24 protein-coding genes and 1 pseudogene are annotated in these 25,218 nt (G+C 60.1%); 11 read left to right on the top strand and 14 right to left on the bottom strand.

Annotated features, from left to right (window positions below):
• The 3 genes and pseudogenes from VIM98_RS01660 to VIM98_RS01650 all read left to right on the top strand — a co-directional run.
• Positions 1-1,128, top strand: a pseudogene (locus tag VIM98_RS01660) (hypothetical protein); the annotation flags it as partial.
• Positions 1,129-1,398: 270 nt separating this feature from the next.
• Complete coding sequence (locus tag VIM98_RS01655; protein ID WP_331991351.1) at positions 1,399-2,067, top strand: dienelactone hydrolase family protein; 669 nt, start codon at positions 1,399-1,401, stop codon at positions 2,065-2,067.
• A gap of 178 nt (positions 2,068-2,245) precedes the next feature.
• Positions 2,246-2,668 (top strand): HIT family protein, encoded by a 423-nt coding sequence (locus tag VIM98_RS01650; RefSeq protein ID WP_331991350.1) that lies wholly within the window; start codon positions 2,246-2,248, stop codon positions 2,666-2,668.
• 66 nt (positions 2,669-2,734) lie between these two features.
• On the opposite strand, the gene VIM98_RS01645 is transcribed toward VIM98_RS01650, so the two are convergent.
• The 4 genes from VIM98_RS01645 to apbC form a co-directional block, all read right to left on the bottom strand.
• Positions 2,735-3,217: a hypothetical protein gene (locus VIM98_RS01645; protein ID WP_331991349.1), complete on the bottom strand. Its 483-nt coding sequence runs from the start codon at positions 3,215-3,217 to the stop codon at positions 2,735-2,737.
• Between the two features lie 102 nt (positions 3,218-3,319).
• A complete protein-coding gene (gene dcd, locus VIM98_RS01640; RefSeq protein WP_331991348.1) occupies positions 3,320-3,886 on the bottom strand; it encodes a dCTP deaminase in 567 nt (188 codons plus the stop codon).
• A 70-nt stretch (positions 3,887-3,956) separates the two neighbouring features.
• Positions 3,957-4,511: an NADPH-dependent FMN reductase gene (locus tag VIM98_RS01635; RefSeq protein ID WP_331991347.1), complete on the bottom strand. Its 555-nt coding sequence runs from the start codon at positions 4,509-4,511 to the stop codon at positions 3,957-3,959.
• A complete protein-coding gene (gene apbC / locus VIM98_RS01630; protein ID WP_331991346.1) occupies positions 4,508-5,599 on the bottom strand; it encodes an iron-sulfur cluster carrier protein ApbC in 1,092 nt (363 codons plus the stop codon). The genes VIM98_RS01635 and apbC overlap by 4 nt, the downstream gene beginning before the upstream one ends.
• Before the next feature lie 127 nt (positions 5,600-5,726).
• Here apbC and VIM98_RS01625 point away from each other — a divergent pair, with 127 nt between their 5' ends.
• Positions 5,727-6,173, top strand: coding sequence for a DUF2147 domain-containing protein (locus tag VIM98_RS01625; RefSeq protein ID WP_331991345.1), 447 nt, complete (start codon positions 5,727-5,729; stop codon positions 6,171-6,173).
• 43 nt (positions 6,174-6,216) lie between these two features.
• Here the strand turns inward: VIM98_RS01625 and VIM98_RS01620 are convergent, their stop codons facing one another.
• The 7 genes from VIM98_RS01620 to VIM98_RS01590 all read right to left on the bottom strand — a co-directional run bounded on the left by VIM98_RS01620 (position 6,217) and on the right by VIM98_RS01590 (position 12,163).
• Positions 6,217-7,068 (bottom strand): alpha/beta fold hydrolase, encoded by an 852-nt coding sequence (locus VIM98_RS01620; RefSeq protein ID WP_331991344.1) that lies wholly within the window; start codon positions 7,066-7,068, stop codon positions 6,217-6,219.
• The gene (locus VIM98_RS01615) at positions 7,065-8,012 is read right to left on the bottom strand and encodes a class I SAM-dependent methyltransferase (protein WP_331991343.1); all 948 of its coding nucleotides are present in this window, start codon (positions 8,010-8,012) and stop codon (positions 7,065-7,067) included. The genes VIM98_RS01620 and VIM98_RS01615 overlap by 4 nt, the downstream gene beginning before the upstream one ends.
• Positions 8,009-9,211: a YcaO-like family protein gene (locus VIM98_RS01610; RefSeq protein ID WP_331991342.1), complete on the bottom strand. Its 1,203-nt coding sequence runs from the start codon at positions 9,209-9,211 to the stop codon at positions 8,009-8,011. The genes VIM98_RS01615 and VIM98_RS01610 overlap by 4 nt, the downstream gene beginning before the upstream one ends.
• A 70-nt stretch (positions 9,212-9,281) precedes the next feature.
• A complete protein-coding gene (locus tag VIM98_RS01605) occupies positions 9,282-9,407 on the bottom strand; it encodes a hypothetical protein (protein ID WP_331991341.1) in 126 nt (41 codons plus the stop codon).
• A 167-nt stretch (positions 9,408-9,574) separates the two neighbouring features.
• Positions 9,575-10,375 carry a DeoR/GlpR family DNA-binding transcription regulator gene (locus tag VIM98_RS01600; protein ID WP_331991340.1) on the bottom strand — a complete coding sequence of 267 codons (801 nt, stop codon included), beginning with the start codon at positions 10,373-10,375 and terminating at the stop codon, positions 9,575-9,577.
• Positions 10,368-10,988: an HAD family phosphatase gene (locus tag VIM98_RS01595; protein ID WP_331991339.1), complete on the bottom strand. Its 621-nt coding sequence runs from the start codon at positions 10,986-10,988 to the stop codon at positions 10,368-10,370. Before VIM98_RS01595 ends, VIM98_RS01600 begins: the two co-directional genes overlap by 8 nt.
• A gap of 11 nt (positions 10,989-10,999) precedes the next feature.
• Positions 11,000-12,163, bottom strand: a complete 1,164-nt coding sequence (locus VIM98_RS01590) for an MFS transporter (RefSeq protein ID WP_331991338.1) — start codon at positions 12,161-12,163, stop codon at positions 11,000-11,002.
• Positions 12,164-12,373: 210 nt separating this feature from the next.
• On the opposite strand from VIM98_RS01590, the gene metG reads away from it, so the two are divergent.
• From metG to nth, 4 genes are all read left to right on the top strand, one after another.
• Complete coding sequence (gene metG / locus VIM98_RS01585) at positions 12,374-14,461, top strand: methionine--tRNA ligase (protein WP_331991337.1); 2,088 nt, start codon at positions 12,374-12,376, stop codon at positions 14,459-14,461.
• 77 nt (positions 14,462-14,538) lie between these two features.
• Positions 14,539-15,348 (top strand): hypothetical protein, encoded by an 810-nt coding sequence (locus tag VIM98_RS01580; protein ID WP_331991336.1) that lies wholly within the window; start codon positions 14,539-14,541, stop codon positions 15,346-15,348.
• Positions 15,345-15,956, top strand: coding sequence for an RnfABCDGE type electron transport complex subunit B (locus tag VIM98_RS01575; RefSeq protein ID WP_331991335.1), 612 nt, complete (start codon positions 15,345-15,347; stop codon positions 15,954-15,956). The genes VIM98_RS01580 and VIM98_RS01575 overlap by 4 nt, the downstream gene beginning before the upstream one ends.
• Entirely contained in the window at positions 15,953-16,588 is a 636-nt protein-coding gene (nth, locus tag VIM98_RS01570; protein ID WP_331991334.1) for an endonuclease III, read from the top strand. The genes VIM98_RS01575 and nth overlap by 4 nt, the downstream gene beginning before the upstream one ends.
• Positions 16,589-16,730: 142 nt before the next feature.
• On the opposite strand, the gene VIM98_RS01565 is transcribed toward nth, so the two are convergent.
• From VIM98_RS01565 to VIM98_RS01555, 3 genes are all read right to left on the bottom strand, one after another.
• Positions 16,731-18,245: a SulP family inorganic anion transporter gene (locus tag VIM98_RS01565; protein WP_331991333.1), complete on the bottom strand. Its 1,515-nt coding sequence runs from the start codon at positions 18,243-18,245 to the stop codon at positions 16,731-16,733.
• Positions 18,246-18,255: 10 nt separating this feature from the next.
• A complete protein-coding gene (locus tag VIM98_RS01560) occupies positions 18,256-18,945 on the bottom strand; it encodes a carbonic anhydrase (RefSeq protein ID WP_331991332.1) in 690 nt (229 codons plus the stop codon).
• Positions 18,946-19,153: 208 nt separating this feature from the next.
• Positions 19,154-19,483 (bottom strand): hypothetical protein, encoded by a 330-nt coding sequence (locus tag VIM98_RS01555; protein ID WP_331991331.1) that lies wholly within the window; start codon positions 19,481-19,483, stop codon positions 19,154-19,156.
• A gap of 192 nt (positions 19,484-19,675) precedes the next feature.
• Here VIM98_RS01555 and VIM98_RS01550 point away from each other — a divergent pair, with 192 nt between their 5' ends.
• From VIM98_RS01550 to VIM98_RS01540, 3 genes are all read left to right on the top strand, one after another.
• Complete coding sequence (locus VIM98_RS01550) at positions 19,676-20,341, top strand: response regulator (protein ID WP_331991330.1); 666 nt, start codon at positions 19,676-19,678, stop codon at positions 20,339-20,341.
• Positions 20,338-21,732 carry a sensor histidine kinase gene (locus VIM98_RS01545; RefSeq protein ID WP_331991329.1) on the top strand — a complete coding sequence of 465 codons (1,395 nt, stop codon included), beginning with the start codon at positions 20,338-20,340 and terminating at the stop codon, positions 21,730-21,732. The genes VIM98_RS01550 and VIM98_RS01545 overlap by 4 nt, the downstream gene beginning before the upstream one ends.
• A gap of 268 nt (positions 21,733-22,000) precedes the next feature.
• The coding region (locus VIM98_RS01540; RefSeq protein WP_331991328.1) for an efflux RND transporter permease subunit at positions 22,001-25,218 on the top strand (3,218 nt) is incomplete at its 3' end.

The following is a 25,218-nucleotide window of genomic DNA, read 5'->3' as shown; positions in this document are numbered from 1 at the left end:
CTGTATGACCCGCATACCTTGCCGACCTTTCTCAATCCCGACTTCTGGCTGGAGAGCACCAGCGGTAGCGAAAATCCGCCCAGCTGGTGGAACCTCGGACACCGCGCCGCAAAATTCTATGATGCCGGCATGAGCAGCGATTCGACCCGCATCGAACTGTCGTGGTACATGCCTTACGCGGCGACGCCGCAGTATCAACTAGGCTACGACTGGATTGCCGCCAACGAGTACGATGCCAATACGTGGTTGCTGAGCGTACGCTCGCCACCGTATCCCAGTGGATTGCCGCTGAATACGGCACTAGCCGAGCAGGGCTCCGTGTTATTTCATACCCTCGACTTGTGGGAGTCGTCGAGGCATAACCCGTACCCGCGCCCAGCCCAAGGCAATGGCTCGTGCGCCAGCTGCCATGGCGCCTACGCTCCGCGCTATGTAAACAATCCCGCTTTCCTGGCATCCCCGACCTTGGCCGGCATGGCCGGCAATGTCACGCCCATCGCTCTCATCGGCACCGATCCTGCACGGCTCAATGCAAACACCGCCGCGCAGCAGATGCAGTTCGACAATAATTTCTTCGGCTACGACGGCCAACCTGGATGCGTGGACGAATACAACGCCGTCGGTTATCTGGCCCCTCCGCTTTACGGTGTATGGGCCGAAGCACCGTACTTCCACAATGGTTCAGTGCCGAATGTATGGGCCGTGCTTAAATCATCCGATCGCCCCACGATCTGGCGGCGCATATCCAAGCCGTCGCAGCCAGGCGTCGTCATGGGCTTCCAGACGGCCCTGTCGGCCTACGATCCGGTGCATATGGGATGGCAATACGACACCTTGACCTGCGATCCGACCGGCCTGCTTTCCCCCTACCTTGCATGTACCGTGGGCATCGACCCGGAGAAGTCGCCTTTGATACAAAGCTTGTTGTCGATCCTGTTCGCCAACGGGTCGCTAGCCTGGAATATCTTGTCCGAGTTGCAAGCTCCGACCTTCACCAAGCAAGGTATCGAAAACCGCAAGATCTACAACACGCACATGTTCAGTCAGTCCAATGCCGGACATCAGTTCACCGACGTACTGACCGACACCGAGCGTACCGCGATCATCGAATACCTGAAGACCCTTTGATAAGACCCCTAAAGACCTACTTTTCTGTAGGAGCGACTTCAGGGGACCTCGAAAACTGGCTCTTCTGTGGGAGCGACTTTAGTCGCGACGGTCGTGCCTTACCGCAAGCCATTGTCGTCGCGACTAAAGTCGCTCCCACAGCGACAGGATCCGTTTTAGCTGTGCCCAGGCGATTGAGGGTTTTTTAGAGGCTCCCCGATATCGCGCGCGTCTCCATCGTCACTTCACTCCGCGCCCGTTAGACTGCGCGCTTCGATGGAGGAGATGCTCATGGGTAAGCAGATCAATCTCAACACCACGCGCACCCAATGCATTGGCGCGTATCTGGCCGAACCCGTGGGCACGCCCAAGGGCGGCATCGTGGTCATTCAAGAAATATTCGGCGTGACCGAGCACATCCGGCACGTTGCCGACCGCTTTGCAGAGGCCGGCTATACCGCCATCGCTCCGGCTTTCTTCGATCACCTGGAAACCGGCGTAGAGCTGGGCTATGACGCGGCCGGCACCGAAGAAGGCAAGAAGCTGGTGACCGAATTGGGACTCGATCGCGCGGTGGAGGATGTCGCCAGCGCCGCAGAGGCTATCGCGTCGGCCGGCAAGATCGGAACGGTGGGCTACTGCTGGGGTGGCACCGTCGCGCTGCTGTCTGCCCTACGTCTTGGCTTGCCTTCGGTCAGCTATTACGGTGCGCGCAACTTGCCTTTCCTGGGCGAAACGCCAAAGGCGCCGGTGATGTTCCACTTTGGCGAAAAAGACAAGAGCATTCCACCTGAAGCCGTGGAAAAACATCGGCAGATGCTGCCGCAGATGGATGTTTTCACGTATCCGGCCGATCATGCTTTCAATCGCGATGTGGGCGATCATTACGATGCGGCAAGTGCCAAGTTGGCGCTCGAGCGAACGCTGGGGTTCTTTGAGAAGTATCTGGCGGTGCGTTGATCCAAGCGTTACGGAAGAGCCAGGAGAGAGAGCATACTGAGACAAACTTCAGTACCACTCACTTGCGTTAACGACTCCCTCTCCCCTGGCTCTCTGCCAGGAGAGAGGGCTTGGGGTGAGGGGGGCAAGGCCTCAATCCCACCTAAAAAGCACATCAATAACCACACCGACTTTTTGCATGTCTAATATCTTCGCCCTGGACACGCGCCTGGCCAATGACACACGCATGGTGCATTCATTATCGCTATGCGACGTACTGCTCATGAACGACGCACGCTTTCCATGGTTGATCCTGGTGCCGCGCCGCGCCGGACTCAGCGAAGTGGATGACCTGTCGATCGACGCGCAAGCCATGCTATGGCGTGAAGTACGCATAGCCGCTCAAGCACTACGTGACATTGCACCTTGCGACAAGCTCAATATCGGCGCGCTGGGCAATATCGTGCGGCAATTGCATCTCCATGTCGTCGCTCGACTCGAGGGCGATGCAGCGTGGCCAGGCCCGGTCTGGGGCAGCGGCCACGCCCAGGTCTATGACGATGCCACTGCGGTGGCCTTCATTGAACGGCTGCGGGCACGATTGGCACAAACGGCCAGTTGAATCGTTACCGGCAAAAAAAAGCCCGCGAAACGATTCGCGGGCTTTTTTGTTCTTCAAGGCTGGCGATCAGTAACCGCGGCCTGTTGACGGGCTGCTCGCTTCCTTGCCCTTCATTTCGTCGTTCTGCTTGGCCGGCGCATGGTAGTCCTCGAGGTCGCGCGCCTTGGTCTCTACCGCATTCATGCGCTTCAAGGTGCCCTTGTCGTCGTAGTACACGGTAAAACCATAGTCGAGCTGCATGCGCGCCATGAACTCCAGGTGCTGCTTGCGGATCTTCGAATCGTCGCTGCGCGTCAGCAGTACGGTCTTGGGCAGACGGCCCTGGTCTTTCAAATAAGCGAAGTGGCTGCCGGTGTCGAGCGCCGAAAGCACGGCGCCGTCGACGAGGAACTGGCCGCTCTTGTACGCCTGGATGGTCATGTCGAACTGACCTTTCATCGTATCGGTAGCAACCTTGGTTTCGCCGCGGTGACAACCGGCGAGGACCAGCATGCTGGCCAGCAGGATCGCCCCGGCGGCGCGAGTCAGCAGCGTGGAAAAACGGATCATGCGAATCTCCTGCATCTAGTGCGGTATAGCGGTGGGACGAATCGGCTCAAGTGTAGCGCCGTGGCGGCTAGCCGCCACGGCATCGGATGGGCTGCGTTCAGCTCAGGTGCGTGGCAACGTAACGCCCTGCTGCCCCTGGTATTTTCCGCCGCGATCCTTGTAGCTGGTCTCGCACTCTTCGTCCGATTCCAGAAACAGCATCTGTGCGACGCCTTCATTGGCGTAGATTTTTGCCGGCAGCGGTGTGGTATTGGAGAACTCCAGCGTTACGTGCCCTTCCCACTCCGGCTCCAGAGGGGTCACGTTGACGATGATGCCGCAGCGCGCGTATGTGCTCTTGCCCAGGCAGATGGTGAGCACTTTGCGTGGGATGCGGAAATATTCCACCGTGCGCGCCAACGCGAACGAGTTGGGCGGAATGATGCACACATCCGCTTCCACATCGACGAAACTGGTCGGATCGAACGCCTTAGGATCGACAATGGTGGAGTTGATGTTGGTGAAGATCTTGAACTCGCGTGCACAACGCACGTCATAGCCGTAACTGGACGTGCCATAGGACACCAGCCTCTGGCCATCGCGGACCTTGATCTGCCCCGGTTCGAAGGGTTCGATCATGCCCTGCTGCTCGGCCATACGCCGGATCCACTTATCGGATTTGATGCTCACCCTTCACTCCAGATAGGCATGCGGCCGGAAGCTACCGGCGCAAAGTGTCAAAAATAGCGGAAACGACCGATCATCCGCCAGCGGCGGTCGCCAGCGCCTCCGTCAGAGCCGCCAACACGGTCTCGACCGACCGGCGCCGCCCGCCATCGGCCAGCACATAGGCCACGTCGCAACCAGCGCCTGGCAAGGGCACATTCAACGGCACATCCGTCAACAGCCGGGCCGACATGGTCGCCAGCACTTCGCGCAGGGCCGTCTGGGCATGATGCGAATCGCGCCCGGAGGTATTGACCTGTAGAACGGGTTTGCCCGGGAACTCCAGGCTACCCACCAACCAGTCGAGCAGGTTCTTGAACGGCCCAGGGATGCCGTGCGCGTACTCGGGACAAGCGATGAGCAAGGCATCGCTCGCACCGACCGCATCGCGCAAGACTTGCGCGGCGAGCGGCAGCGGCTCGGCTTCGTCATCGGGATTGAATAGCGGCAAGTCGCCCAGCCCCTGATGCACTGCGATGACCAGTTCAGGCGGTGCCAGTTCGCGTGCTGCCTCCAGGAAGGCACGGTTGGACGAAACCCGACGCAGGCTGCCGCACAGCGCAAGCACCCGCCATGGGCGATCGCTCACGGCGTTCCCTGCACCACAATCCTGCCAAGACCGAGGGACTTGTTCCGCGGCTGACGCGACAGGCGACCGGCAGCGTTGCGAGCGATCTGGCGATAACGTGCAGCCAGATCCGAATCGGGCATCGCCACGACCGTCGGCGTGCCGCCGTCGGCCTGTTCGCGGATGCGGATATCCAGCGGCAAGGAACCGAGATAGGCCACACCGTACTGTTCGGCCATGCGCTCGCCGCCGCCGCTACCGAAGATGTGCTCCTCATGGCCGCATTGGGTACATATATGCGTGGCCATGTTTTCCACCACGCCAAGCACCGGAACCTCGACCTTTTCAAACATTTTCAATGCTTTGCGTGCATCAAGCAAGGCAATATCTTGTGGCGTGGTGACGATCACCGCGCCGGCCACCGGCACCTTCTGCGACAAGGTCAGCTGGATGTCGCCGGTGCCCGGCGGCAAATCCACCACCAGGTAATCGAGCTGCTCCCAGCGCGAATCGTTCAGCAACTGCATCATGGCCTGGGTGACCATCGGGCCACGCCAGATCATGGGTGTCTCTTCCTCGACCAGGAAGCCGATCGACATCGCCTGCAGACCGTGTGCCTGCAAGGGGATGATGGTCTTTCCATCGGGCGACTCGGGCTTGCCGCCGGCAATACCGAGCATGCGCGGTTGGCTAGGCCCATAAATATCCGCGTCGAGTACGCCGACCCGGGCGCCTTCGGCAGCCAGCGCCAGAGCCAGATTGACCGATACAGTGGATTTGCCCACACCGCCCTTGCCCGAGGCCACCACAATGATGTTCTTCACATGGGGCAACGGGGCCAGCGTGCCCTGCACCTTGTGCGCAAAGATTCGACTGCCGATGGATACGGCAGCCGACTCGATCGCCGGGTCGGCTTCAAGCGTGCCCTTCACCCGCTCGACCAAGGCCGAGGCGGTATCGCCTGCCGGGTAGCCAAGCTGGATATCGACCGAAACACGTCCCCCGTCGACTCCGACGGCGTGGAGATCGTCGCCGATAGAGGCGCCGGTATGGGGATCGATCAGCGCGCCAAGCAGGCGGCGGACCAGGGCTTCGCTGGCCTGTGTCATTCTCTAAGCTTCGGTTTCAAAAGGAGGGGAGGCACATTATGCCAGTGATGGCGCATTGCAGCTTGACGCCCCAGGCAGGGGTGGGCAGGCTCGATCCGTACTCATTCGTACGGTAACGGGGATATTCATGAAAGCATCGCTTCGCCTTGTCAGTCTGGCCGCCTTGCTGCTGGCTGCTGGCCTGAGCCATGCCGCCGAGAACACGCCGGTGGGCACCTGGAAAACCATCGACGACAAGACCCATCAGCCCAAATCGATCGTGCAGATCACGGAAGTGAACGGCGAACTGCAGGGCAAGGTCTTGCAGGTGCTGCAGTCGGACGAGGGCCCGCACCCGATCTGCAAAGAGTGCGACGGCGACCGCAAGGACAAGCCCGTCGAAGGCATGGTCATCCTGTGGGGCGTCAAACAGGACGGCGATGTATGGGATGGCGGCAAGATCCTCGATCCGAAGAACGGCAAGGTCTACAAAGTCAAACTGCAGACCACCGACGGCGGCAGCAAGCTCGATGTACACGGTTATATCGGTTTTTCGCTGATTGGGCGCTCTCAGGTGTGGGAACGGCAAGAGTAAGGCGCCTTCGTCTACCGCGGGCAGTCGCCGGCCGGACCGGCGACTATCCGCCTAGCGACAACCGGATGGCTTCGTGCATGGTTGGATGAAACGGTTCGTGCCCCACGCCATAGATCTGTATCTGAGGATGTTCTACCCGCTGCAACCATTCCAGGCTTTTCATACCCAATACATCATGCCTACCTTGAATGACGATCGGCGCAGGTTCGACTGAAGCGCCCAGAGTCATATCGCCGAAGCCATGCAGGAGATAGTGCAACTCGATGCGGATGGAAGCGATAGCCTCCTTATCGATGAAGGCCTCCAGCACATCGCCCCCCATGCTCCGCCCGGCAAGCTCCAGATTGGCCCGCAGCCACACGCGAGCCGCACCGTGCTGTCTCACTGCATCGTCACTGCAAAGAGCGTCATAGAGTTCGACGATGTCAACACTTGCCCGGTCGCGCCCCATCGAAGACAGCGTCACGTCAAGGAAGCTTTCCAGCACCGATGGCGCCGGTACGAACAGGCAGGCCGTCACAAGCTTGGCGACACGATGCGGAAATAGATGCCGGTAACGCAAGGCAAGCCAACTACCCCATGAGATGCCGAGCAGGCCGATGCTGCCGAAAGCGAACTGTTCGCGCAAGGCCTCAATATCGCTCAATAGTAACTCCGTCGTGTTGTTAACGACGCTGCCTTGCGGCGACGAATAACCGCATCCACGCTGGTCGAATAGCACAACCTGCGTGCGATTCAGATCGAAAAACGTCAGATGGTCCGCTACGCTTTTTCCGCCAGGCCCTCCATGCAGGAATATCCACGGAAAAGTGCCTGGCGTCCCGTGATGCGACCAATAAAGTTCATGCCCATCGCCAGTGTGATAGATACCTTCCCCAAGCAGCCGCCGGATCACGATACCGCCTCAAGCACATAGAATTCGAACAGTTCCCGGCGTCCCGGCCTCCTGGCGAGACTTGAGTTCACTCGCAGCCCCCATTTGTGGGAAAGGCGTGCCAGTGGCAGCAAAACGGGGGTGTGCCCGAAAACAAGCATAGCCCCCCCTGGCTTGAGCAGCCGGCGCAATCTGGCGAAACAAGCGTATGCATCACGTCGATAAACCACTTCGGCATTGAGAAAGCGCACGAACACCACATCGCAGCTTCCATCGTCGCAGCATGGCTCTCTCGCGTCCCCCTGTTGCAGACGAAGATTCGGGCATGCTGCACGCTGACGCGCAAAACCGATCATGTCCTGGGATATGTCCGAACCGACACATCGGATATCGGGTAACGCCATGGCCATGGTCGCGATGAAGGTCCCGGTGGAACAAGCGGGGTCATAAATCAGCGCTCCAGGCATCAGACGGGATGCCAGGATATCGAGCGAATGCCTGCGAAAGTGTTCTTCATTCCCATCCAGGCTAGCAGCCAAACCGGTCGAACCCTGCCATCTATCGACCGGAACAATCCATTCGTCCCCAGAGTCGTCCAGACAAGGAAAGGGAAAGCGCAGCGCGGCTGACGGATCGGACAGCGCCAAATCGAAGATGGACTCCGCCTGTTCGAGATTCAAGCTGCAGTAACGGAACACTCTGCCCTCTGCAGACCGCTCAACGGCAAGGAGACGTCCCATCAGCATCCATGGCTGCAAGATGCTCGTGGCATCCCAACGACCCGCTTTACGGACCAGGAATTTGCGCCCAAGCCAGTTCTCTCCTTGACTGCAAAGTACAAACCAATGTTGCCACGCCAAGCACGAGGCCTCGACGAATGCCTCGATCCCTCCCGCCTCCGCACGGCGTGCCTCATATTGCAACGATAGCGAAACTTCAGACTCGAACCGCGCAAGGTCACTCATTCCGCCAAACCTTTCAGCCGCTGACCCCGATACCCCGGAAGCACAACGTTACCGCTGCCGACGATGAAGAAGCGCTCAAAACCCTGGACGGCTACACATACCAACGCTACATCGCCATCCCTCAACATACAGGCGCCAGCCTTGAAACCGTGCGTTGCAAGCGATCGTGCAATGCAGTCAACCTGCCGTGCCAGGCCTCCCGCATCGATGCATTCCAATTTAATCTCGCGTGTCGGAATACTCGTTAGCGTCCGAATATCGAACATAAGCGCACGATGCAACGCTGGATAGCGTTCAAGTGCGCTCATTGCCTTTATCGAGTCACTACGAACAAGGCCCAATTCATGGACATGGTGCAACTGCAACAATTCGGCAAGCGCCCGATAAGCGGCATGCCATGGATTGATCGACGCGCCTACGCCATAGATATGCGGGCCGTCGTACCTTCCTTTGAAAAACGCAAGGCAAGTCGTGACGCAGAACTCCGTAGATATCTCAAGCAGGACGACTTCCGTGGAAAAGGTCGACTCCAGATACTCGTAAAGCGAATACTCTCTCGCCCCCAAACAAGCTGGATCCACACGCCTTAATGGATCGTCGCGCTCATAGTAGAAATATCTCAGCAGAAACTGCGATAACGCATCGCGCTCAACGCACTCATTGAGAGCGTGCAGCATGGCTTCGTCGCTATTTGCACCGATAGCCGTTCCACTATTGCTTGCGTACCGCCTCAGGCCGCGGTAATCGCAGGAATCACCGGACACGACCGCCTTGTCGTACCCAGGAACAAACAACATGAGCGGAGAGAAAAAGGTAGCTCCATCCAATATGTCGATGAAAGAGCGGCATAGCAAGCGAGTATCGGATTGTGCCCTCAACAACGAAAGTGGGACGTCTCCCCGACCGCCATATGCAAGCACCCGGTTCACCGGCAGGAGCTTGCTCTGGACATGTGCATCATATTCCGTCAGCCAGTGCTCCACGGCTTCGTATTTAGCGCCAACGCGCGCGGAAACCAGGTCTCCCTTGCCGGCACCAGTCGATATTTGCACCTCACTATCGTACAGGCGAGCAAAGCAGACGCCATAAGCTCCGCCATGGGATTCCAATTGGCAGACAAGACCTTGCTGCTCCAAAAATCGGTCGATGCGCTTCTCCGCCGCATCGAGACCGATTGCACGCTCTTCTACAACATCCATATTCATCTGCCTGACCCAATCCAAAGCCAAAACGAGCCTCTTCCAAGAGGCTCGTTGGCTATATCACCCATCAATCCTGGGTGTCGATCTCGGCAGCCTCTTCCACGGACAACACGGTGCCTTGAGCCGCTTCGGTGCCATCGGCGTCCTGAGACTGGACAAGCGGGCTCGAACTAAATGACGAAAAATAACCCATTTCAGTACTCCTTCGATAGATAACCCGCCACCTCGTGCGGCAGGCACAACCAACTTACGTCTCTGACAAAGAGAAAACTGTAAGCCTTCTACCAAACAGAACACCTGAAAAAGAGACGAAATACACGGGAAAAGTCGAAGCTTCCTGTAGTCGGAAAGATAGAAGCCTCAAGGCAAATCGGCGTACAAAACAGAAACATTCTGGCGGACAAAGGCATCGACACTCGCTTCGTTGGTGTCGTTCTCCACAATCAGATACTGCACGTCCTCGATATCGGCAACGTGGTGTGTCGCCGCCACACCTATTTTGTCGACTGTAGCGACCACGACCACTGCTCCAGCAGACTCGATCATGGCTCGCTTGAGCTGGACTTCCTCGCTATCAAAACCCCACAACCCGCTTTGCGCATCGATGGCACAAGCTCCAGGAAAACAGATATCGGCTCGAACGCGTTGAATATCGAGCAATGCTTTCGCACCCATCGTAGCGCCCAAGCGCCGGTTGACGCGGCCGCCTATCAACAGGATCTCAACACCCTCTTTGTCCATCAGGACCTGGGCGATATCTGGCGCATTGGTTACAACGGTCAGATCGGAACGCTCAGGCAAGGCCGCGGCAATGATCGTGTTGGTACTGCTAGCATCCATCAACAAGATCTGCCCAGCGCGCACCAGGGTGACCGCCTTGCGTGCCAGAGCTTGCTTGCGAGCAATATTCTCGCCAGCGCGCTGCTTGAGCGTGGTGCCTCCCGGCGCTAGCGCCAAGGCACCGCCATAGACGCGCTTGCACAGGCCCTGCGCGGCCAGTTCGCGCAAGTCGCGGCGGATCGAATCCTCCGACACTTCGAACTCGACTGCCAGTTCAGCGGCTACGACGCGCCCGTGGCTGCGCAACCGCTGCACGATGCGTTGCTGCCTTTCTTGCGGCATGATCTCACCCGCCGGAATGTCAGCGCGCAGCTTAGCCATGCGCCAACTCCGTCTCGATCAGGCCCCATCCGACTAGTCGCTCGCGCAATGCCGCCGGCTCGCGGAACCAGCACGCACGCATGCCAAGCCGTTCGGCGGCTTCGACGTTGCGTTTGGCATCGTCGATATACACCGCGCGCGCGGGCTCGATGCCATAACGCTCGAACAATCGCCGGAAGATCGCCGGATCGGGCTTGATCAATCGTTCGCTTCCCGAAACCACGATGCCCTCGAACCAGCCGAGGAATTCGAAGCGACGCAGCGCTACAGGGAAGGTTTCCGCGGACCAGTTGGTCAAGGCGTACAAGCGCAAGCCGCGACGCTTAAGCGCGGCGAGCAATGCGACGGTTTCCTCGATAGCGTCGCCGAGGGTTTCCTCCCAGCGGTGCCAATAGGCCTCGATCAGCGAGGCATGCTGCGGATGCGCCGCGCTCAATTCGGCCACCGCTTCGTGCCAGGGACGGCCGGCATCCTGCCGTTCGTTCCAGGCGCTGTTGCATACATGCTCCAGGAAATGCTCCATCGCGGCCTCATCGTCGAACAATCGGCGATAGAGATAGCGCGGATTCCAGTCGATCAACACGCCGCCAAGATCGAATACGACAGTATCCATCGATGCTCCGTTCATCGGCGGACGATCCTCGCACTGGCCATCACCACAACCAGCAATCCGGCCAGGAATACCATGGCCCAGGCCAGGCTGCTGGCATTGGAAATAAAGCCGATCAGGGCCGGCCCGATGAGCAGACCTGCGTAGCCCAGCACGGTGACTGCGGCGAGGGACATTGCCGGCGATGCTCCCGGCAGGCGACCGGCCGCGCTGAACATCACCGGCACGATGTTGGAGGCGCCCAGGCCGATCAAGACAAAGCCGATCAGCGAAGCGGTGGCCCAGGGCACCACGGCGACCACGGCGAAGCCGGCCGCCGCGAGCGCCGCGCCGAAGCGCACCATGCGCACCGGGCCAAGCCGCTGGATCATACGATCGCCGATAAGGCGTCCCGAGGCCATCGCGATCGAAAAGCAGGCATAGCCGATACCCGCCGCACTGGCCGCGACATCGCGGAAATCGCGCAAGAACAAAGCGCTCCAATCGAGCATGGAACCTTCGGCCATGAAGCTGGCAAAGCACAGCAACCCGAGAAGCACGGCCATCGTGCCAGGCAGACGCAACGGCGGCCGCTCCGCAGCTTCGTCGTGCACATGATCCAATAACTTATCGCGCTGGCTCACAACGATCGCGGCCAGGACAGTCGATACCGCAGCGCTGCACGCTAGCAGCGGTAATCCGGTCGCCAGCAAGGCGCTGACCGCTGCCGCACCAGTCAAGCCACCCAGACTGAAAAGTCCATGGAACCCGGACATAAGCGCACGACCGTCGCTGCGCTCCACTTCCACCGCATGCGCATTCATCGCCACATTTATCGCACCAAGCGCCATGCCGAAATACAGCAGACCGAAGATCAGCACGTTCGCAGTCGGCGCCCAGGCCAACAGTGGCGGCACGGTACAAAGCGCCACGCCCGCACCGACGATCACTTTGCGCATGCCTACGTGATGCACCAGCCAGCCTGTCAGCGGCATCGACAGAATCGAACCGCCACCGAATGCAAGCAGGATCAGGCCCAGTTGGGCATCGTCCAGCCCCAGCCGCGATTTGGCATACGGCACCATGGGCGCCCAGGCCGACATGGCAATGCCGGAAAGCAGAAAAATCAGTCGAGTGGCGCGACGGGCCGGCTTAAGCCAAGCGGGAAGCGCGGCGGCCATGGGAAGCGGGGATTGCACGGTTCGGCTCGAGACAGAAGCAACGTGCATAAATGTACCAAAACATGCATAAACATGCAATCGGAGGTCGTACCCCCCATTCGCTATCAAGCAACGGCCTCATGCCCTCATGTAGCCCATCACAAACTATCGCGCGCCACGTCCGATTCCCGATAAACCACTGCAACGCACCATGCCATAATGAAAAGCTAGCCACTCATCGATCAGATAATGTCCCGCCGACTACTCGTCACTCATGCCCTGCCCTATGCCAACGGCCACCTTCACCTGGGCCATATGCTTGGCTACATCCAGACCGATATCTGGGTACGCGCAAGGCGGATGATGGGTAACGAGGTGATTTTCGTCGCCGCCGACGATGCGCACGGCACGCCGATCATGCTTGCCGCCGAAAAGGCCGGCAAAACGCCCGAAGCATTCATCGAAGAGATCCGGGCCAGCCACGAAGCCGATTTCGCGGATTTCCATTTCAGTTACGACAACTACCACACCACCCACTCGCCGGAAAATCGCGATCTGGCCTCGCTCATCTATACACGACTGCGCGATAGCGGCTATATCGCCAAGCGCACGATCCAGCAGTTGTACGACCCGCAGAAGGAAATGTTCCTCCCGGACCGCTACATCAAGGGCACATGCCCCAATTGCGGCACGGCGGACCAGTACGGAGACAACTGCGAGAACTGCGGTGCAACCTATGCGCCGACCGAACTGATTGATCCGTATTCGGTGATGTCCGGCGCCACGCCCATACTGCGCGACTCGGAACATTACTTCTTCGAGCTGAGCAAATTCGAACTGCTGCTGCGTGACTGGATCGGCGGCAAGTTCACGGGCGGCGCGCCCGTCATGAACGCAGGTGTGGCGGCCAAGTTGGGCGAATGGCTGGACGGTGGCCTGAAGGACTGGGATATCTCGCGCGACGAGCCGTACTTCGGCTTTCCGATTCCCGACGCGCCCGGCAAGTTCTTCTACGTCTGGCTGGATGCGCCCGTCGGCTATCTGGCCAGCTTCAAGAACCTGTGCGATCGCACCGCGCTGCGTTTCGACGATTTCCTCGCACCGGGCAGCCACGCCGAACTGCATCACTTCCTCGGCAAGGACATCATCAACTTCCACGGTCTGTTCTGGCCGGCGATGCTGCACGGCGCGGATTTCCGCACGCCCACAGCGCTGCATGTGAATGGCTACCTGTCGGTGAACGGCGCGAAGATGTCCAAATCGCGCGGCACCTTCATCATGGCCCGTACCTACCTCAACGCCGGTCTCAATCCGGACTTCCTGCGGTACTACTTCGCCAGCATGCTCGGCGACACGCCAGTGGACGTGGACCTGGATCTGAAAGCCTTCGAGGAACGCGTCAATTCGCACCTGGTCGGTAAGTGGGTGAACATCGCCAGCCGTACCGCCGGCTTCGTGCAGAAATTCTTCGACGGTCGTCTTGCTCCCGCTTTCGGCGAGGAAGAGGCCGCACTGTGGCAGGCACTGCTTCTGCAATACGACGATATCGACTCGCTCTATCGCGATGGCGAGTTCGCCGAAGTGACGCGCCGCTTCGTTGCCATGGCCGACCTGGTCAACGGCCACATTGCCGCCAAGGCGCCGTGGGTACTGGCCAAAGACGAAAGCCGCCGGGACGAACTGCATCGGGTGTGCTCGTTTGCGCTGGCCGCATTCCGCCTGCTGGCCGGCCTGCTCAAGCCGATCCTGCCGGCCACGGTCGCCGCGGCCGAGACTTTCCTCGACGCGCCGATTGCGGACTTCGACGACGCGCGCGCCGAGCTGCACAATCACACTGTCAAAGCTTTCGAGCCTCTGCTCGCACGTATCGATCCGAAGCAGATCGAGGCGATGGTCGAGGCATCGAAGGAGTCGCTCGGCACCGAACCGCCGGCCCCTGCCGCCAAGAAAAAAACCAAGGAACCCAGCAAAACCATGAACGCCGCCGCCAGCCCAACCGAAACCGCCACCATCGGCATCGACGATTTCGCCAAGCTCGACCTGCGCGTGGGCAAGGTTCTGGTGTGCGAGTTCGTCGATGGCTCGAACAAGCTGCTGCGCTTCGAGCTCGACGCGGGTCCGCTCGGCAAGCGGCAGATTTTTTCAGGCATACGTGCCGCCTATGACCAGCCGGAAAAGCTGGTCGGCCGCAATGTGGTGTTCATCGCCAACCTGGAGCCACGCAAGATGCGTTTCGGCGTATCCGAAGGCATGATTCTTTCGGCTGGCGACGGCGGCAGCGACCTGTTCCTACTCGATGCCGACTCCGGCGCGCAGCCTGGCGCCACGGTGCGCTAACGATTGCCCTCCTGCCTTTCGCGTCGATGCTCTTCCCATCGACGCGCGCTCGACTCAAGCCAGCCAGGATGCCAAGCATGTTTTTACATCGCACATTCTCATTGGTTGTCCTGCTGTTGTGCGGCATATGGGCCGCGCCAGCAAACGCCGAGTGTGTGCAAGCCGAAGCTATCGTGCACCAGACCTATCCCACAGCGACGCATGCCGGCGGCAGCTATAGACTCGATGAATACGCCATCGCCCTGCCCGGTGGCGACGCCGACGATGCACAGCAGGTCGTCTGCAAGAGCTGGCCCGCACATCCGGAATTCATCCTGGCACTGGTACCGCTGATGGCATCGGGCAGCGATGACGAACACAGCGGCGACTTGGACATCCTCGTACTGGACAGCAAAAGCCTGAAAGTACAGCAGCGCGTGCGCCTGAAAGGTTATATGAACGACGATGCCGTACGCATTACAGGTCTGGCCCTGGATACCGCCCGCTACCAGCTGGCACCAGGCACGCCGGCCTTCGGCATCCGCAAGACTCTGGAAGGCAGCTCGCGCGCGAATCCCTTTGGCGAAGTCGACCTCGCATTGTTTGCGACGATCGATGGCAAGCTGCGCGCAGTTCTCGACGGCATGGTCGTATCGCGCAACAACGGCGAATGGGATACCAACTGCGCCGGCACCTTCAGCGACAGCCATGTCGTGCTGACCATGGGCAAGACAGCAACCCATGGGCTGGTCGACATCGATGTCGCCGGTACGCGCGAGGAAAGCAGCAACTATCTCGACAAACAACAGCAGTGCCAGGAGAAAAAGGGCACCCCCGGCAAGATCCAGGCGCAGCTACGCTATGACGGCCAGAAGTACGTTGTCCCCAAGGACATGGTTGCACTGTGACACATACGCTCGCCGACCGCATCGATGCCTTGCTGCCGCAGACACAGTGCGAGCAATGCGGCTATCACGGCTGCCGCCCGTATGCCGAGGCCATCGCAAGCGATGCCGCCCCCATTAACTATTGCCCACCGGGCGGTGCTGTCGGCATCGCCAAGTTGGCCGCTCTGCTCGATCGACCGACGTTACCGCTCGACCCGGCCCATGGCATCGAAAAACCGCGCACGCTAGCGCGCATCGTCGAAGCGGACTGCATCGGCTGCACCAAGTGCATCCAGGTCTGTCCGGTAGATGCGATTGTCGGCTCGGCCAAGCTGATGCATACCGTGATCGCCGATGCTTGTACAGGCTGCGAGCTGTGCGTGCCCGCCTGTCCCGTCGATTGCATCGCACTCGAGCCCATGCCGGAAGCGCAGATCGATGGTCCGCATGCGGACCGGGCACGCAACCATTTTCAACGTCGCGAAGGGCGCCTCGCCCGGGAACGCGCCCGACGCGAGGCAGAACTTCAGGCGCGCAAGGCCCAGATCGGCACACAAGTCGGCCCGGTCAATCCGGTACTGGCCGCGCTCGCACGTGCCAAGGCTAAACAACAGGATTCGGAAAAGTGAAGCGTGCCGCCATCGTCGATCTGTTTACGCGCCTGCGTGAGCTCGATCCGCACCCTACGACCGAATTGAACTACACCACACCGTTCGAGCTGTTAGTTGCCGTTGTGCTTTCGGCCCAGGCAACGGATGTCGGTGTCAACAAAGCCACCAAAAAGCTGTTTCCGGTCGCCAATACGCCTCAAGCTGTCCTCAACCTCGGCGAGGAAAAGCTCAAGCAGTACATCAGCACCATCGGCCTGTTCAACGGCAAGGCCAAGAATGTCATCGCACTGTCGCGCATCCTAGTCGAACAATACAACGGTGAAGTACCGCAGACGCGCGAAGCACTGGAAGCGCTGCCGGGCGTCGGTCGCAAGACCGCCAACGTCGTGCTCAATACCGCCTTCGGCCATCCGACCATTGCCGTAGACACGCATATCTTCCGTGTCGCCAATCGCACCGGGCTGGCACCGGGCAAAGATGTGCGCGCAGTCGAAGACAGACTGGAAAAAATCGTACCGGCCGAATTCAAACAGGACGCTCATCACTGGTTGATTTTGCACGGCCGGTACGTCTGCAAAGCGCGCAAGCCCGAATGCCCTCGCTGCGTCATCCGCGACTTGTGCTCCTACAAACCGAAAACGGTGGAATGATTCCGCCCTCTTGTCAGAACGGCGTCGTTCGCCGTTCGTGACGCACATTCAAGAAGCCGGTTATCTGCTGGAGTGCATTGAGTCGCGACAAGCCACCCGCTGCCGGCCTCGCGAGGGGAAGCGAGGCCGGCGCGGACCTTCGTCAGGCGGCCTTCCGCCCTTCGACCTTACGATGCAACTCGCTCCAATCGACGATCAGCTCGCACCCCCGGGCCGACGCGCTGCGGCCCCAGTCACGCAACAGCTCCAGGCAGGCCTGATCGACGTGATGCAGATGGTCGAGCACCACTTTCAGACGGGTATTGGGCGGCACCTGCTCCAGGGTACGCGCCATGCTCGGCACCTTGAGAAAGGTGGCCGAACCCTCCAGGTGCAGGGACGCGCTGCCGGACGGCTTGTGATGATCCAGGCCGATCTTCAGCTTCGACGACAGCAGGGACAGGCGGAACAGCGATGCCGCAAAACCGATGACCACGCCGGTCAACAGATCGGTCGCAACAATGGACACCGTGGTGACCACGTAAATCGCGGCCGTACCCTTGCCGTACGCGGCAAGCGATTTGATCTGCTTCGGGTTGACCATTTTTATGCCGGTAAGCACCAGGATGCCCGCAAGGCAAGCCACCGGTGTCATGCGCAACAGCCATGGCAACAGCAAGGCGAATACCAGCATCCATGCACCGTGCATGATGGTGGCCATGCGCGTAGCCGACCCTGCCTGCACATTGGCTGCGCTGCGTACGATCACGCCCGTCATCGGCAAGGCACCAAGCGATCCGCAAATTATGTTGCCGATGCCTTGCGCCGTCAGTTCCTTGTCGTACTTGGTGCGCGGACCGTCATGCATGCGATCCACGGCTGCCGCCGACAACAAGGTTTCGGCACTGGCGATAAATGCAAAAGTCACCGCGGCCAGCAGCAAGGACGGCTGCATCAAATTGGCCAGATCGCCCATGCCCGGCAGGCTGATGGCCGCGAACAGATGGGTAGGCACATCGACCTTATTAACTTGCAGCCCAGACCATTGCACTGCGGCGGTCAAGCCCACCACAGCCAGCAGCGCGCCCGGAATGAAGCGCAGCTTGGCAGGGCGCAGCTTCTCCCAGCCCAGTATGATCGCGATCGTTGCCACACCGACGCCAAGCGCTGCCAGGTTGCCACCACCCTCCATATCGCTCATGGCCGCCAGCATCGCCTCCGGCCACGCGGCAAAATTCTCCAGCCCGCGCGCCTTGGGCACCGCATCGATCAACACGTGCAGCTGCGAGGCGACAATGAGAATACCGATGCCCGACAACATGCCTGCAATTACCGCGGGTGAAGTCATGCGAAACCAGACTCCCGCATGGCACAGGCCAGCGACCACCTGAATCACGCCAGCCAGCAGGACGACCGGCCCCAATGCCATGACACCGTGTTCGCGTACCAGTTCGAATACCAGTACCGCCAGACCCGCTGCCGGCCCGCTTACCTGCATCGGCGAGCCAGCCAGCATGCCGACAATGATGCCGCCCACAATCCCGGTAATCAGGCCGGCAGCGGGCGGCATACCCGACGCGATCGCGATGCCCATGCACAAGGGCAACGCGACCAGGAACACCACGACCGAACCGAGCAGGTCCCGGCCAAACAATCCCTGCGAAAAATACGTTCGCATGTTCGCCCCTTTATGCCGCGTTCGCGGTACTGACAGAATTCAGGAAACGCGCATGCGGTGTGGCTTCCGGCACCTCTCCCGACTGCGGGTCGAGCGTGACGAATTTGCCGGCTTGCGCATCGAAGGCGGATATCTCCGCGTGCTCGATGTCGTAGACCCAGCCGTGGATGCCTAGATTGCCGGTAGCGATCGCGGCGGCTACCGCCGGCAGGGTTCGCAGGTGTTCCAGCTGCCCCACGACATTCTCTTCGGTGAGCCGACGCAGCGTTTCGAGCGGAGTCATGGCTGCGCCGTACTCGGCGATCACATAGCTGGCCACATCGGCATGCTTGAGCCATGCCTGCACGGATGGCTTGTCCACCAACGCCGCCGGATTCATCAGCGCTTTCATGGCGCCGCAATCGGAGTGGCCGCAGATCACAATATTTTTGACTTTCAACACCTTGACGGCATATTCGATCGCGGCGACCACGCCGCTGACATGCTGTGCGTAGGGCGGCACGATGTTGCCGATATTGCGATAAACGAAAAGCTCGCCCGGCTGTGCCGAAAAAATCATCTCCGGCATGATCCGCGAGTCGGCGCAAGTGATGAATAACGTGTGGGGGCTCTGCTTGTCGGCCAGCTGTCTGAATACCTCGCGCTGTACGGGGAACACATCGCGACGGAAAAGCTCAAAGCCCTCGATCAATCGTTTCATAGTTTTCTTCTCTTTCTTTTTTAATGCGGGGATCGCCAAGCGCCAGGCACCGGGAGACATTCCGGCGGCAGCAAGCTAACGGCATGGAAAAAGGCTTATCTGCGGAAAGGCCGCGATCGGTCGCAACACGCCCTACCCGGCGCGCGAGCGAATGATTCGATTCAGCTATAGCCGCGTCGGGAAGACACGGCTCTTATACGGCCTCAGGTCAGGCCGTTGGAGGGCGCGGAGTCAAGGCTCCGCAATGACTGAAGTCCGGGCAGGTCGGAGCATGGAGCGCTGCACTGGCGCCGGACACGAGGCTGAGGGTAATGGCCCCAGGCAGGATCACGTTCTCAAGATCGGAGATGTCGTAGGTAACAGGAGATTTGGCATAGTTGTCGGCATCGCCCCCCTGCTCCACCACGACGCTCGCGGCAACCTGATCGAACGTTTTGAAACTCTGGTACGAAGAGGCATGCAGTGCCGTAAACACGGACAACATCATGCCCAGAAGGCAGATGAGGCAAAACCGCGTTTGACGACGAATATGCTGCATAGCAGGAAACTACCCAATTGACGTGTGATTAGGCAAGCCCTTGCGACAAAAGTTCCAAAGCTTCAATTCATGTTGAAGCGCCTATGTGCACCACGCTCTACACTGACGGCACCATCGGCATGACATAAGCTGTGCAAAAGCAAGTTGCGGCAAGCTGACACACGTTCACTTTCCTTAAGCTCCCGGCCAGGCATGCACATCCTTCTCGTGGAAGACGACACCGAGCTCGGCGAAGCGATCAAGCATGCGCTTGAGCACCAGTCATACGCCGTCACCTGGCTTACGGACGGCCGCCAGGCCATGGGAGCGCTGCGCGATGGCTCGATCGACCTGGCGCTGCTCGACCTCGGCTTGCCGGGCAAAGATGGACTGGATGTGCTGGCCGAAGCCCGCCACGAGGGCATCAAGACGCCGATCCTGGTCATGACAGCGCGCGATGCGCTGGAAACACGTATCCGCGGCCTGGACCTGGGCGCCGACGATTATCTGGTCAAGCCGTTTCACCTGGGCGAACTGGCCGCACGTATCCGCTCGCTCACACGCCGTGCGCAAGGCTTGGCGGACAACCTGGTGGAAGTCGGCAGCTTGCGGCTGGATCTGGCGACCATGGAGGTCGCTTTTCGCGGCCAGAACATCTCCCTGACCCGCCGGGAGTTCGCCGTATTGCGCATACTGATGGAGCGAGCCGGGCGTATCGTACGGCGCGAAACACTGGAGAACTCCGTGTACGGCTTCGATACGGTGGTAGACCGCAATGCGATCGAAGTGCAGGTACATTGGCTGCGCCGCAAGTTGAGCAGCGATGTCATCCATACCGTGCGCGGCGTGGGCTATATGGTTCCGCGGGATCCCAAATGAAGACCGCGAGTCTGCGCACACGCCTGACCTGGCTGATCATCGCCGTCCTGGTCATCGTACTCATCCCGTTGGGCACCATCAGCTATCGCCGCGAGCAGCGCGAGATGAACCAACTGCTCGACGGCCGCCTTGCCCAGGCCGGCCGGACACTCGGCAGCCTGATCGCGTACAGCCGATCTTCGTTTCCGGCACCCGCCACCTCCGGCATCACTCTGCCCAACGACGTGCAGCGCGGCAGCGTGGTCGTTTCGGTGCATCCGCACAACTATGAGCCGGAGGTCGGCTTCCAGGCTTACGATCCCAGCGGCAAGTTGATTGCCGCCACCGCCAATCTCGCGGTGCTTACGCCGCCTACGGAACAAGAGCGCGGTTTCAGCGACATCTATCACGACGATCACCGCTGGCGCCTTTTTACCCTGAAGAATCGCTTCGGACTGGTGATCCGAATCGGCGAGCGCTACGACAATCGCCGGGATATCACCCGTGGCCTGATCCTGGAACACAGCCTGCCGTTACTGATTGGCCTGCCGCTGCTGGCTATTCTGGTCAGCCTTGCGGTCAAGCGCGGCCTGCGGCCGCTCGATTTGCTCACCCGCTTGCTGGCCAAGCGCACGCCCGGCAGTCGCCGGCCGATTTCACTGGAACGCACGCCCCAGGAAATCAAGCCATTGATTCTCACGCTCAACCAGCAGATCGAGCGACTGGAAGACGCAATCGAGCGTGAACATCGCTTCGCCAGCGATGTCGCCCATGAGCTGCGTACGCCGTTGGCCGCGACCATGATCCACCTGGAAAGCGCCGCGATCGCCGATAACGCCAGCGAAATCGAATTCACATTGAAAAACGCCCAGCGCAGCCTGGCACGCCTCGGCCGGCGTATCGAGCAGATTCTGGCGATGGCACGCCTGGAGGCTGGCGCCGCATCGAGGCAGCGCATGCCGCTGGATCTGATCGCCATCGTTACCGAGGTGATCGAGGAGCTGGCTCCGACGATTGCCGAGAAGGAGATCGCGCTGAGCCTCAATCATGAGGAAGCCGAGCTGCATGTCTCCGGACACGAGGTTGCATTGACCGCGATGCTCCGTAACTTGATCGAGAACGCGTTGCGCTACACCCCGCCCTGTGGTCAAGTGGATATCGCCATATTACGCGACCACGACAAAGCGGTTATCGACATCGCCGATAACGGCCCCGGCATCCCTGCCGAACGTAGATTAGCCGTATTCCAGCCGTTTCACCGGGAGACCGAGAGCGCCTCCCAGGGTTTTGGCCTCGGCTTGAGCATCGTGCAACGTGCCGTGCAACTGCATGACGGGAGTATCGAATTGCTCGAGTCGCCTGGCGGGCATGGATTGCTGGTGAGGATCCGCATCGAGGCGCTGCCGGGATAAGCCCCCAGTAAAGCCCGAACGACTCGCATCGGCGGCTTCGGCACGATACGCGCTACCCGCGGCTTACCGCTACCGCTGCCGCCTTCCAAGCCGGTACAGGTTCCAAAAGGTTTCCACAAGCATTCGCGACGACGATATCTGCCGGGCGCTATCGCCCGAGGCAGAGCAAGCGTCATTCGCCAATGAACCGCCATTTCCCCGCTTTACGTGCGTTCAGCCATAGCGCTGTCATCGCCGCGTCATGTCAATGTGTTCCGGGAGCATATCGATGCTAGCACTGGTCCGCATCGCTCTCTCCAAGCCGTATACCTTCATTGTCCTGGCACTAGTTATCTTGATCGCCGGCGTGCTTTCGGCGCTACGTACGCCGACCGATATCTTTCCCAATATCGGCATCCCGGTGATCAGCGTCGTGTGGACCTATAACGGGCTGCCGCCCGACCAGATGTCCGGCCGAGTGATCTACTACTATGAGCGCCAGCTCACCACCGCGGTCAACGATATCGAGCATATCGAGTCGCAATCGCTGCCCGGCGTAGGTATCGTCAAGATCTTCTTCCAGCCGGGCGTGGATATCCGTACCGCTACTGCGCAGGTGACATCCATCTCGCAGACCGTGGTCAAGCAGATGCCTCCCGGCATCACACCGCCGCAGATCATCAACTACAACGCTTCGACCGTACCGGTTCTGCAGATGGCGCTATCGAGCACCGAGCTGTCCGAGGCGACGATTCGCGACATCGCGCAGAACTTCATGCGGCCTACGCTGATTTCGGTGCCAGGCGTAGCTATTCCGACGCCTTATGGAGGAAAGCAGAAGCAGGTGACGCTGGACCTTAATCCGCAGGCACTTGCAGCGAAGGGACTATCGGCCCAGGACGTGGGCAATGCACTGAGCGCCCAGAACCAGATCATTCCTGTGGGTACTGCCAAGATCGGCACCTACGAGTATCACATCCAGCTCAACAATAGCCCTACCGCGATCGATGAACTGAACCGCATGCCGATCAAGACGGTCAACGGCGCGACCATCACCATCGGCGACGTTGCACACGTGCGAGACGGCGCGCCGCCACAGAACAATATCGTGCGCGTCGACGGCAAGCGTGCCGTCCTGATGCCAGCGCTCAAGAATGGCAATGCTTCCACACTCGATGTCGTCGCGGGCATCAAGAAGCTGCTTCCGCTGATCCAGGAAACCCAACCCAAGTCGCTGAAGACAAACCTGCTCAGCGACCAATCGCTGTTCGTCAAAGCGGCAATCACATCGGTGGCGCGCGAAGGCATCATCGCCGCGTTGCTTACCTCGGCCATGATCCTCTTGTTCCTGGGAAGCTGGCGCTCGACCGTCATCATTGCACTGTCGATCCCGCTTTCGATCCTGTCGGCCATCGCGCTACTGGCCACCTTCGGCCAGACCTTCAATGTCATGACGCTGGGCGGACTGGCGCTTGCCGTCGGCATCCTGGTCGACGACGCCACCGTAACGATCGAAAACATCAACTGGCATCTGGAGCAAGGCAAAGATGTCATGACGGCAATCATGGACGGTGCCAAGCAGATCGTCGGCCCGGCGTTCGTTTCGCTGCTATGTATTTGTATCGTCTTCGTGCCGATGTTCATGCTCAACGGCATCGCCGGCTTCCTGTTCCGCCCGATGGCGCTGGCAGTGATCTTCGCCATGGCCTCGTCATTCGTGCTGTCGCGCACCCTGGTGCCGACGCTGGCGATGTACTTGCTCAAGCCACATCGCACCGAGCCGGGCCACGGAGATCATCCCGAAGACCCCTACATCAACCACCACGAAGGCGATCAGCACCCGCCGCGCCGCCGCAATGCCATCGTTTCCGGTCTGGTGGGTTTCCAGCAAGGATTCGAGCATAGATTTACTCGTATCCGCGACGCCTACTACGCCACGCTGGCGGTCGCGCTGGAAAACCGCAAACGCTTCGTGCTCGGCTTCCTGGGCTTCGTCCTGATCTCGTTCGTGCTGTTGCCGACGCTCGGGCGCGATTTCTTCCCCTCGATCGATTCCGACTCGCTCTCCTTGCACGTGCGCGCGCCGATGGGCACGCGTGTAGAAGAAACCGCCGCCGAGTTCGATGGGATCGAGCGAGCGATCCGCAAAGTCATCCCTCCCGACGAGCTGGACACCATCATCGACAACATCGGGCTGCCGCTCAGCGGCACCAATCTGGTCTATAACAGCAGCGGTACCATTGGCCCGCAGGATGGCGATATCCAAGTCGTGCTCAAGGACGGTCACCGCCAAAGCGCCGAGTTCATGAAGTCGCTGCGCGAACGGTTGCCTCGCGAATTTCCTGGCACCCAGTTCGCGTTCCTGCCTTCGGACATGACCAGCCAGATTCTCAACTTCGGCGCACCGGCACCGCTGGATGTTTCTATTGCAGGCCGCGACCGCGCCGGTAATGAGGCTTACGCGATGGCCATCATGAAGGAAATGCGCAAGATTCCCGGCATTGTCGACGTCCGCCTCCAGCAAAGCTCGAGCTATCCGCAGCTGAACGTCAGCGTGGATCGCGTTCGTGCCGACAGTCTGGGCATCACCGAGCGCGATATCACCAACAGCATGGTCGCCTCCCTGGCAGGCAGCTCCCAGGTCGCTCCGGCCTTCTGGCTCAACCCCCGGAACGGTGTCTCATATGCCATCGTCGCCGCCACGCCGCAGTACCTGATGGACTCGATGGCCGACCTGACCGGCTTGCCGGTCACCTCGTCCAACAGCGGCGCCACGCAGATCCTCGGCGGTCTGGCCAACTTCACACGCGGCCCCAGCGATGCGGTCGTGTCGCACTACAACATCATGCCGGCTTACGACATCTACGCGTCGATCCAGGACCGCGATCTCGGCGGCGTGTCGCACGACGTGCAAAAGGTGCTGGACCGGTTCACGCAGACGCGTCCGAAAGGCACGCTGGTCAGCCTGCATGGCCAGGTCGGCACGATGAACGAGGCCTTCGGCGGCCTGTTGTTCGGTCTGGTGGGCGCAATCGTGCTGATCTACCTGCTGATCGTGGTCAATTTCCAATCCTGGCTGGATCCGTTCGTGATCATTACCGCGCTTCCCGCAGCGCTTGCCGGCATTGTCTGGATGCTGTTCCTGACACATACCAGTCTTTCGGTGCCTGCCTTGACCGGTGCGATCATGTGCATGGGCGTAGCCACCGCCAACTCGATCCTGGTCGTGAGCTTCTGTCGCGAACGTCTGGAGGTCCACGGCGATGCGCTGAAGGCAGCGCTGGAAGCGGGCTTCACGCGCTTCCGCCCCGTCTGCATGACCGCGCTTGCCATGATTATCGGCATGCTCCCGATGGCACTTACGCAGGAGCAGAACTCGCCGCTGGGCCGCGCCGTGATTGGCGGCCTGCTGTTCGCCACCTTCGCCACACTACTTTTTGTACCTGTCATTTTCGCCATCGTGCATGGCCGCGCAGCGCCTGCGCCGGCCACGCCCCGCCTACTTGG

This window comes from Dyella sp., from assembly GCF_036568765.1.
Lineage (GTDB): Bacteria > Pseudomonadota > Gammaproteobacteria > Xanthomonadales > Rhodanobacteraceae > GSA-30.
The sequence above is the reverse complement of the archived record's forward strand: the minus strand, read 5'-3'. Positions and strand labels throughout refer to the sequence as shown.

Coding starts and splice junctions, on each gene's coding strand:
- VIM98_RS01615 (WP_331991343.1), bottom strand. CDS start 8,012: ATGAGTGACCTTGCGCGGTTCGAGTCTGAAGTTTCGCTATCGTTGCAA.
- VIM98_RS01600 (WP_331991340.1), bottom strand. CDS start 10,375: ATGGCTAAGCTGCGCGCTGACATTCCGGCGGGTGAGATCATGCCGCAA.
- VIM98_RS01610 (WP_331991342.1), bottom strand. CDS start 9,211: ATGGATGTTGTAGAAGAGCGTGCAATCGGTCTCGATGCGGCGGAGAAG.
- VIM98_RS01595 (WP_331991339.1), bottom strand. CDS start 10,988: ATGGATACTGTCGTATTCGATCTTGGCGGCGTGTTGATCGACTGGAAT.
- VIM98_RS01550 (WP_331991330.1), top strand. CDS start 19,676: ATGCACATCCTTCTCGTGGAAGACGACACCGAGCTCGGCGAAGCGATC.
- metG (WP_331991337.1), top strand. CDS start 12,374: ATGTCCCGCCGACTACTCGTCACTCATGCCCTGCCCTATGCCAACGGC.
- VIM98_RS01565 (WP_331991333.1), bottom strand. CDS start 18,245: ATGCGAACGTATTTTTCGCAGGGATTGTTTGGCCGGGACCTGCTCGGT.
- VIM98_RS01625 (WP_331991345.1), top strand. CDS start 5,727: ATGAAAGCATCGCTTCGCCTTGTCAGTCTGGCCGCCTTGCTGCTGGCT.
- VIM98_RS01555 (WP_331991331.1), bottom strand. CDS start 19,483: ATGCAGCATATTCGTCGTCAAACGCGGTTTTGCCTCATCTGCCTTCTG.
- VIM98_RS01655 (WP_331991351.1), top strand. CDS start 1,399: ATGGGTAAGCAGATCAATCTCAACACCACGCGCACCCAATGCATTGGC.
- apbC (WP_331991346.1), bottom strand. CDS start 5,599: ATGACACAGGCCAGCGAAGCCCTGGTCCGCCGCCTGCTTGGCGCGCTG.
- VIM98_RS01645 (WP_331991349.1), bottom strand. CDS start 3,217: ATGATCCGTTTTTCCACGCTGCTGACTCGCGCCGCCGGGGCGATCCTG.
- VIM98_RS01545 (WP_331991329.1), top strand. CDS start 20,338: ATGAAGACCGCGAGTCTGCGCACACGCCTGACCTGGCTGATCATCGCC.
- VIM98_RS01560 (WP_331991332.1), bottom strand. CDS start 18,945: ATGAAACGATTGATCGAGGGCTTTGAGCTTTTCCGTCGCGATGTGTTC.
- VIM98_RS01650 (WP_331991350.1), top strand. CDS start 2,246: ATGTCTAATATCTTCGCCCTGGACACGCGCCTGGCCAATGACACACGC.
- VIM98_RS01580 (WP_331991336.1), top strand. CDS start 14,539: ATGTTTTTACATCGCACATTCTCATTGGTTGTCCTGCTGTTGTGCGGC.
- VIM98_RS01605 (WP_331991341.1), bottom strand. CDS start 9,407: ATGGGTTATTTTTCGTCATTTAGTTCGAGCCCGCTTGTCCAGTCTCAG.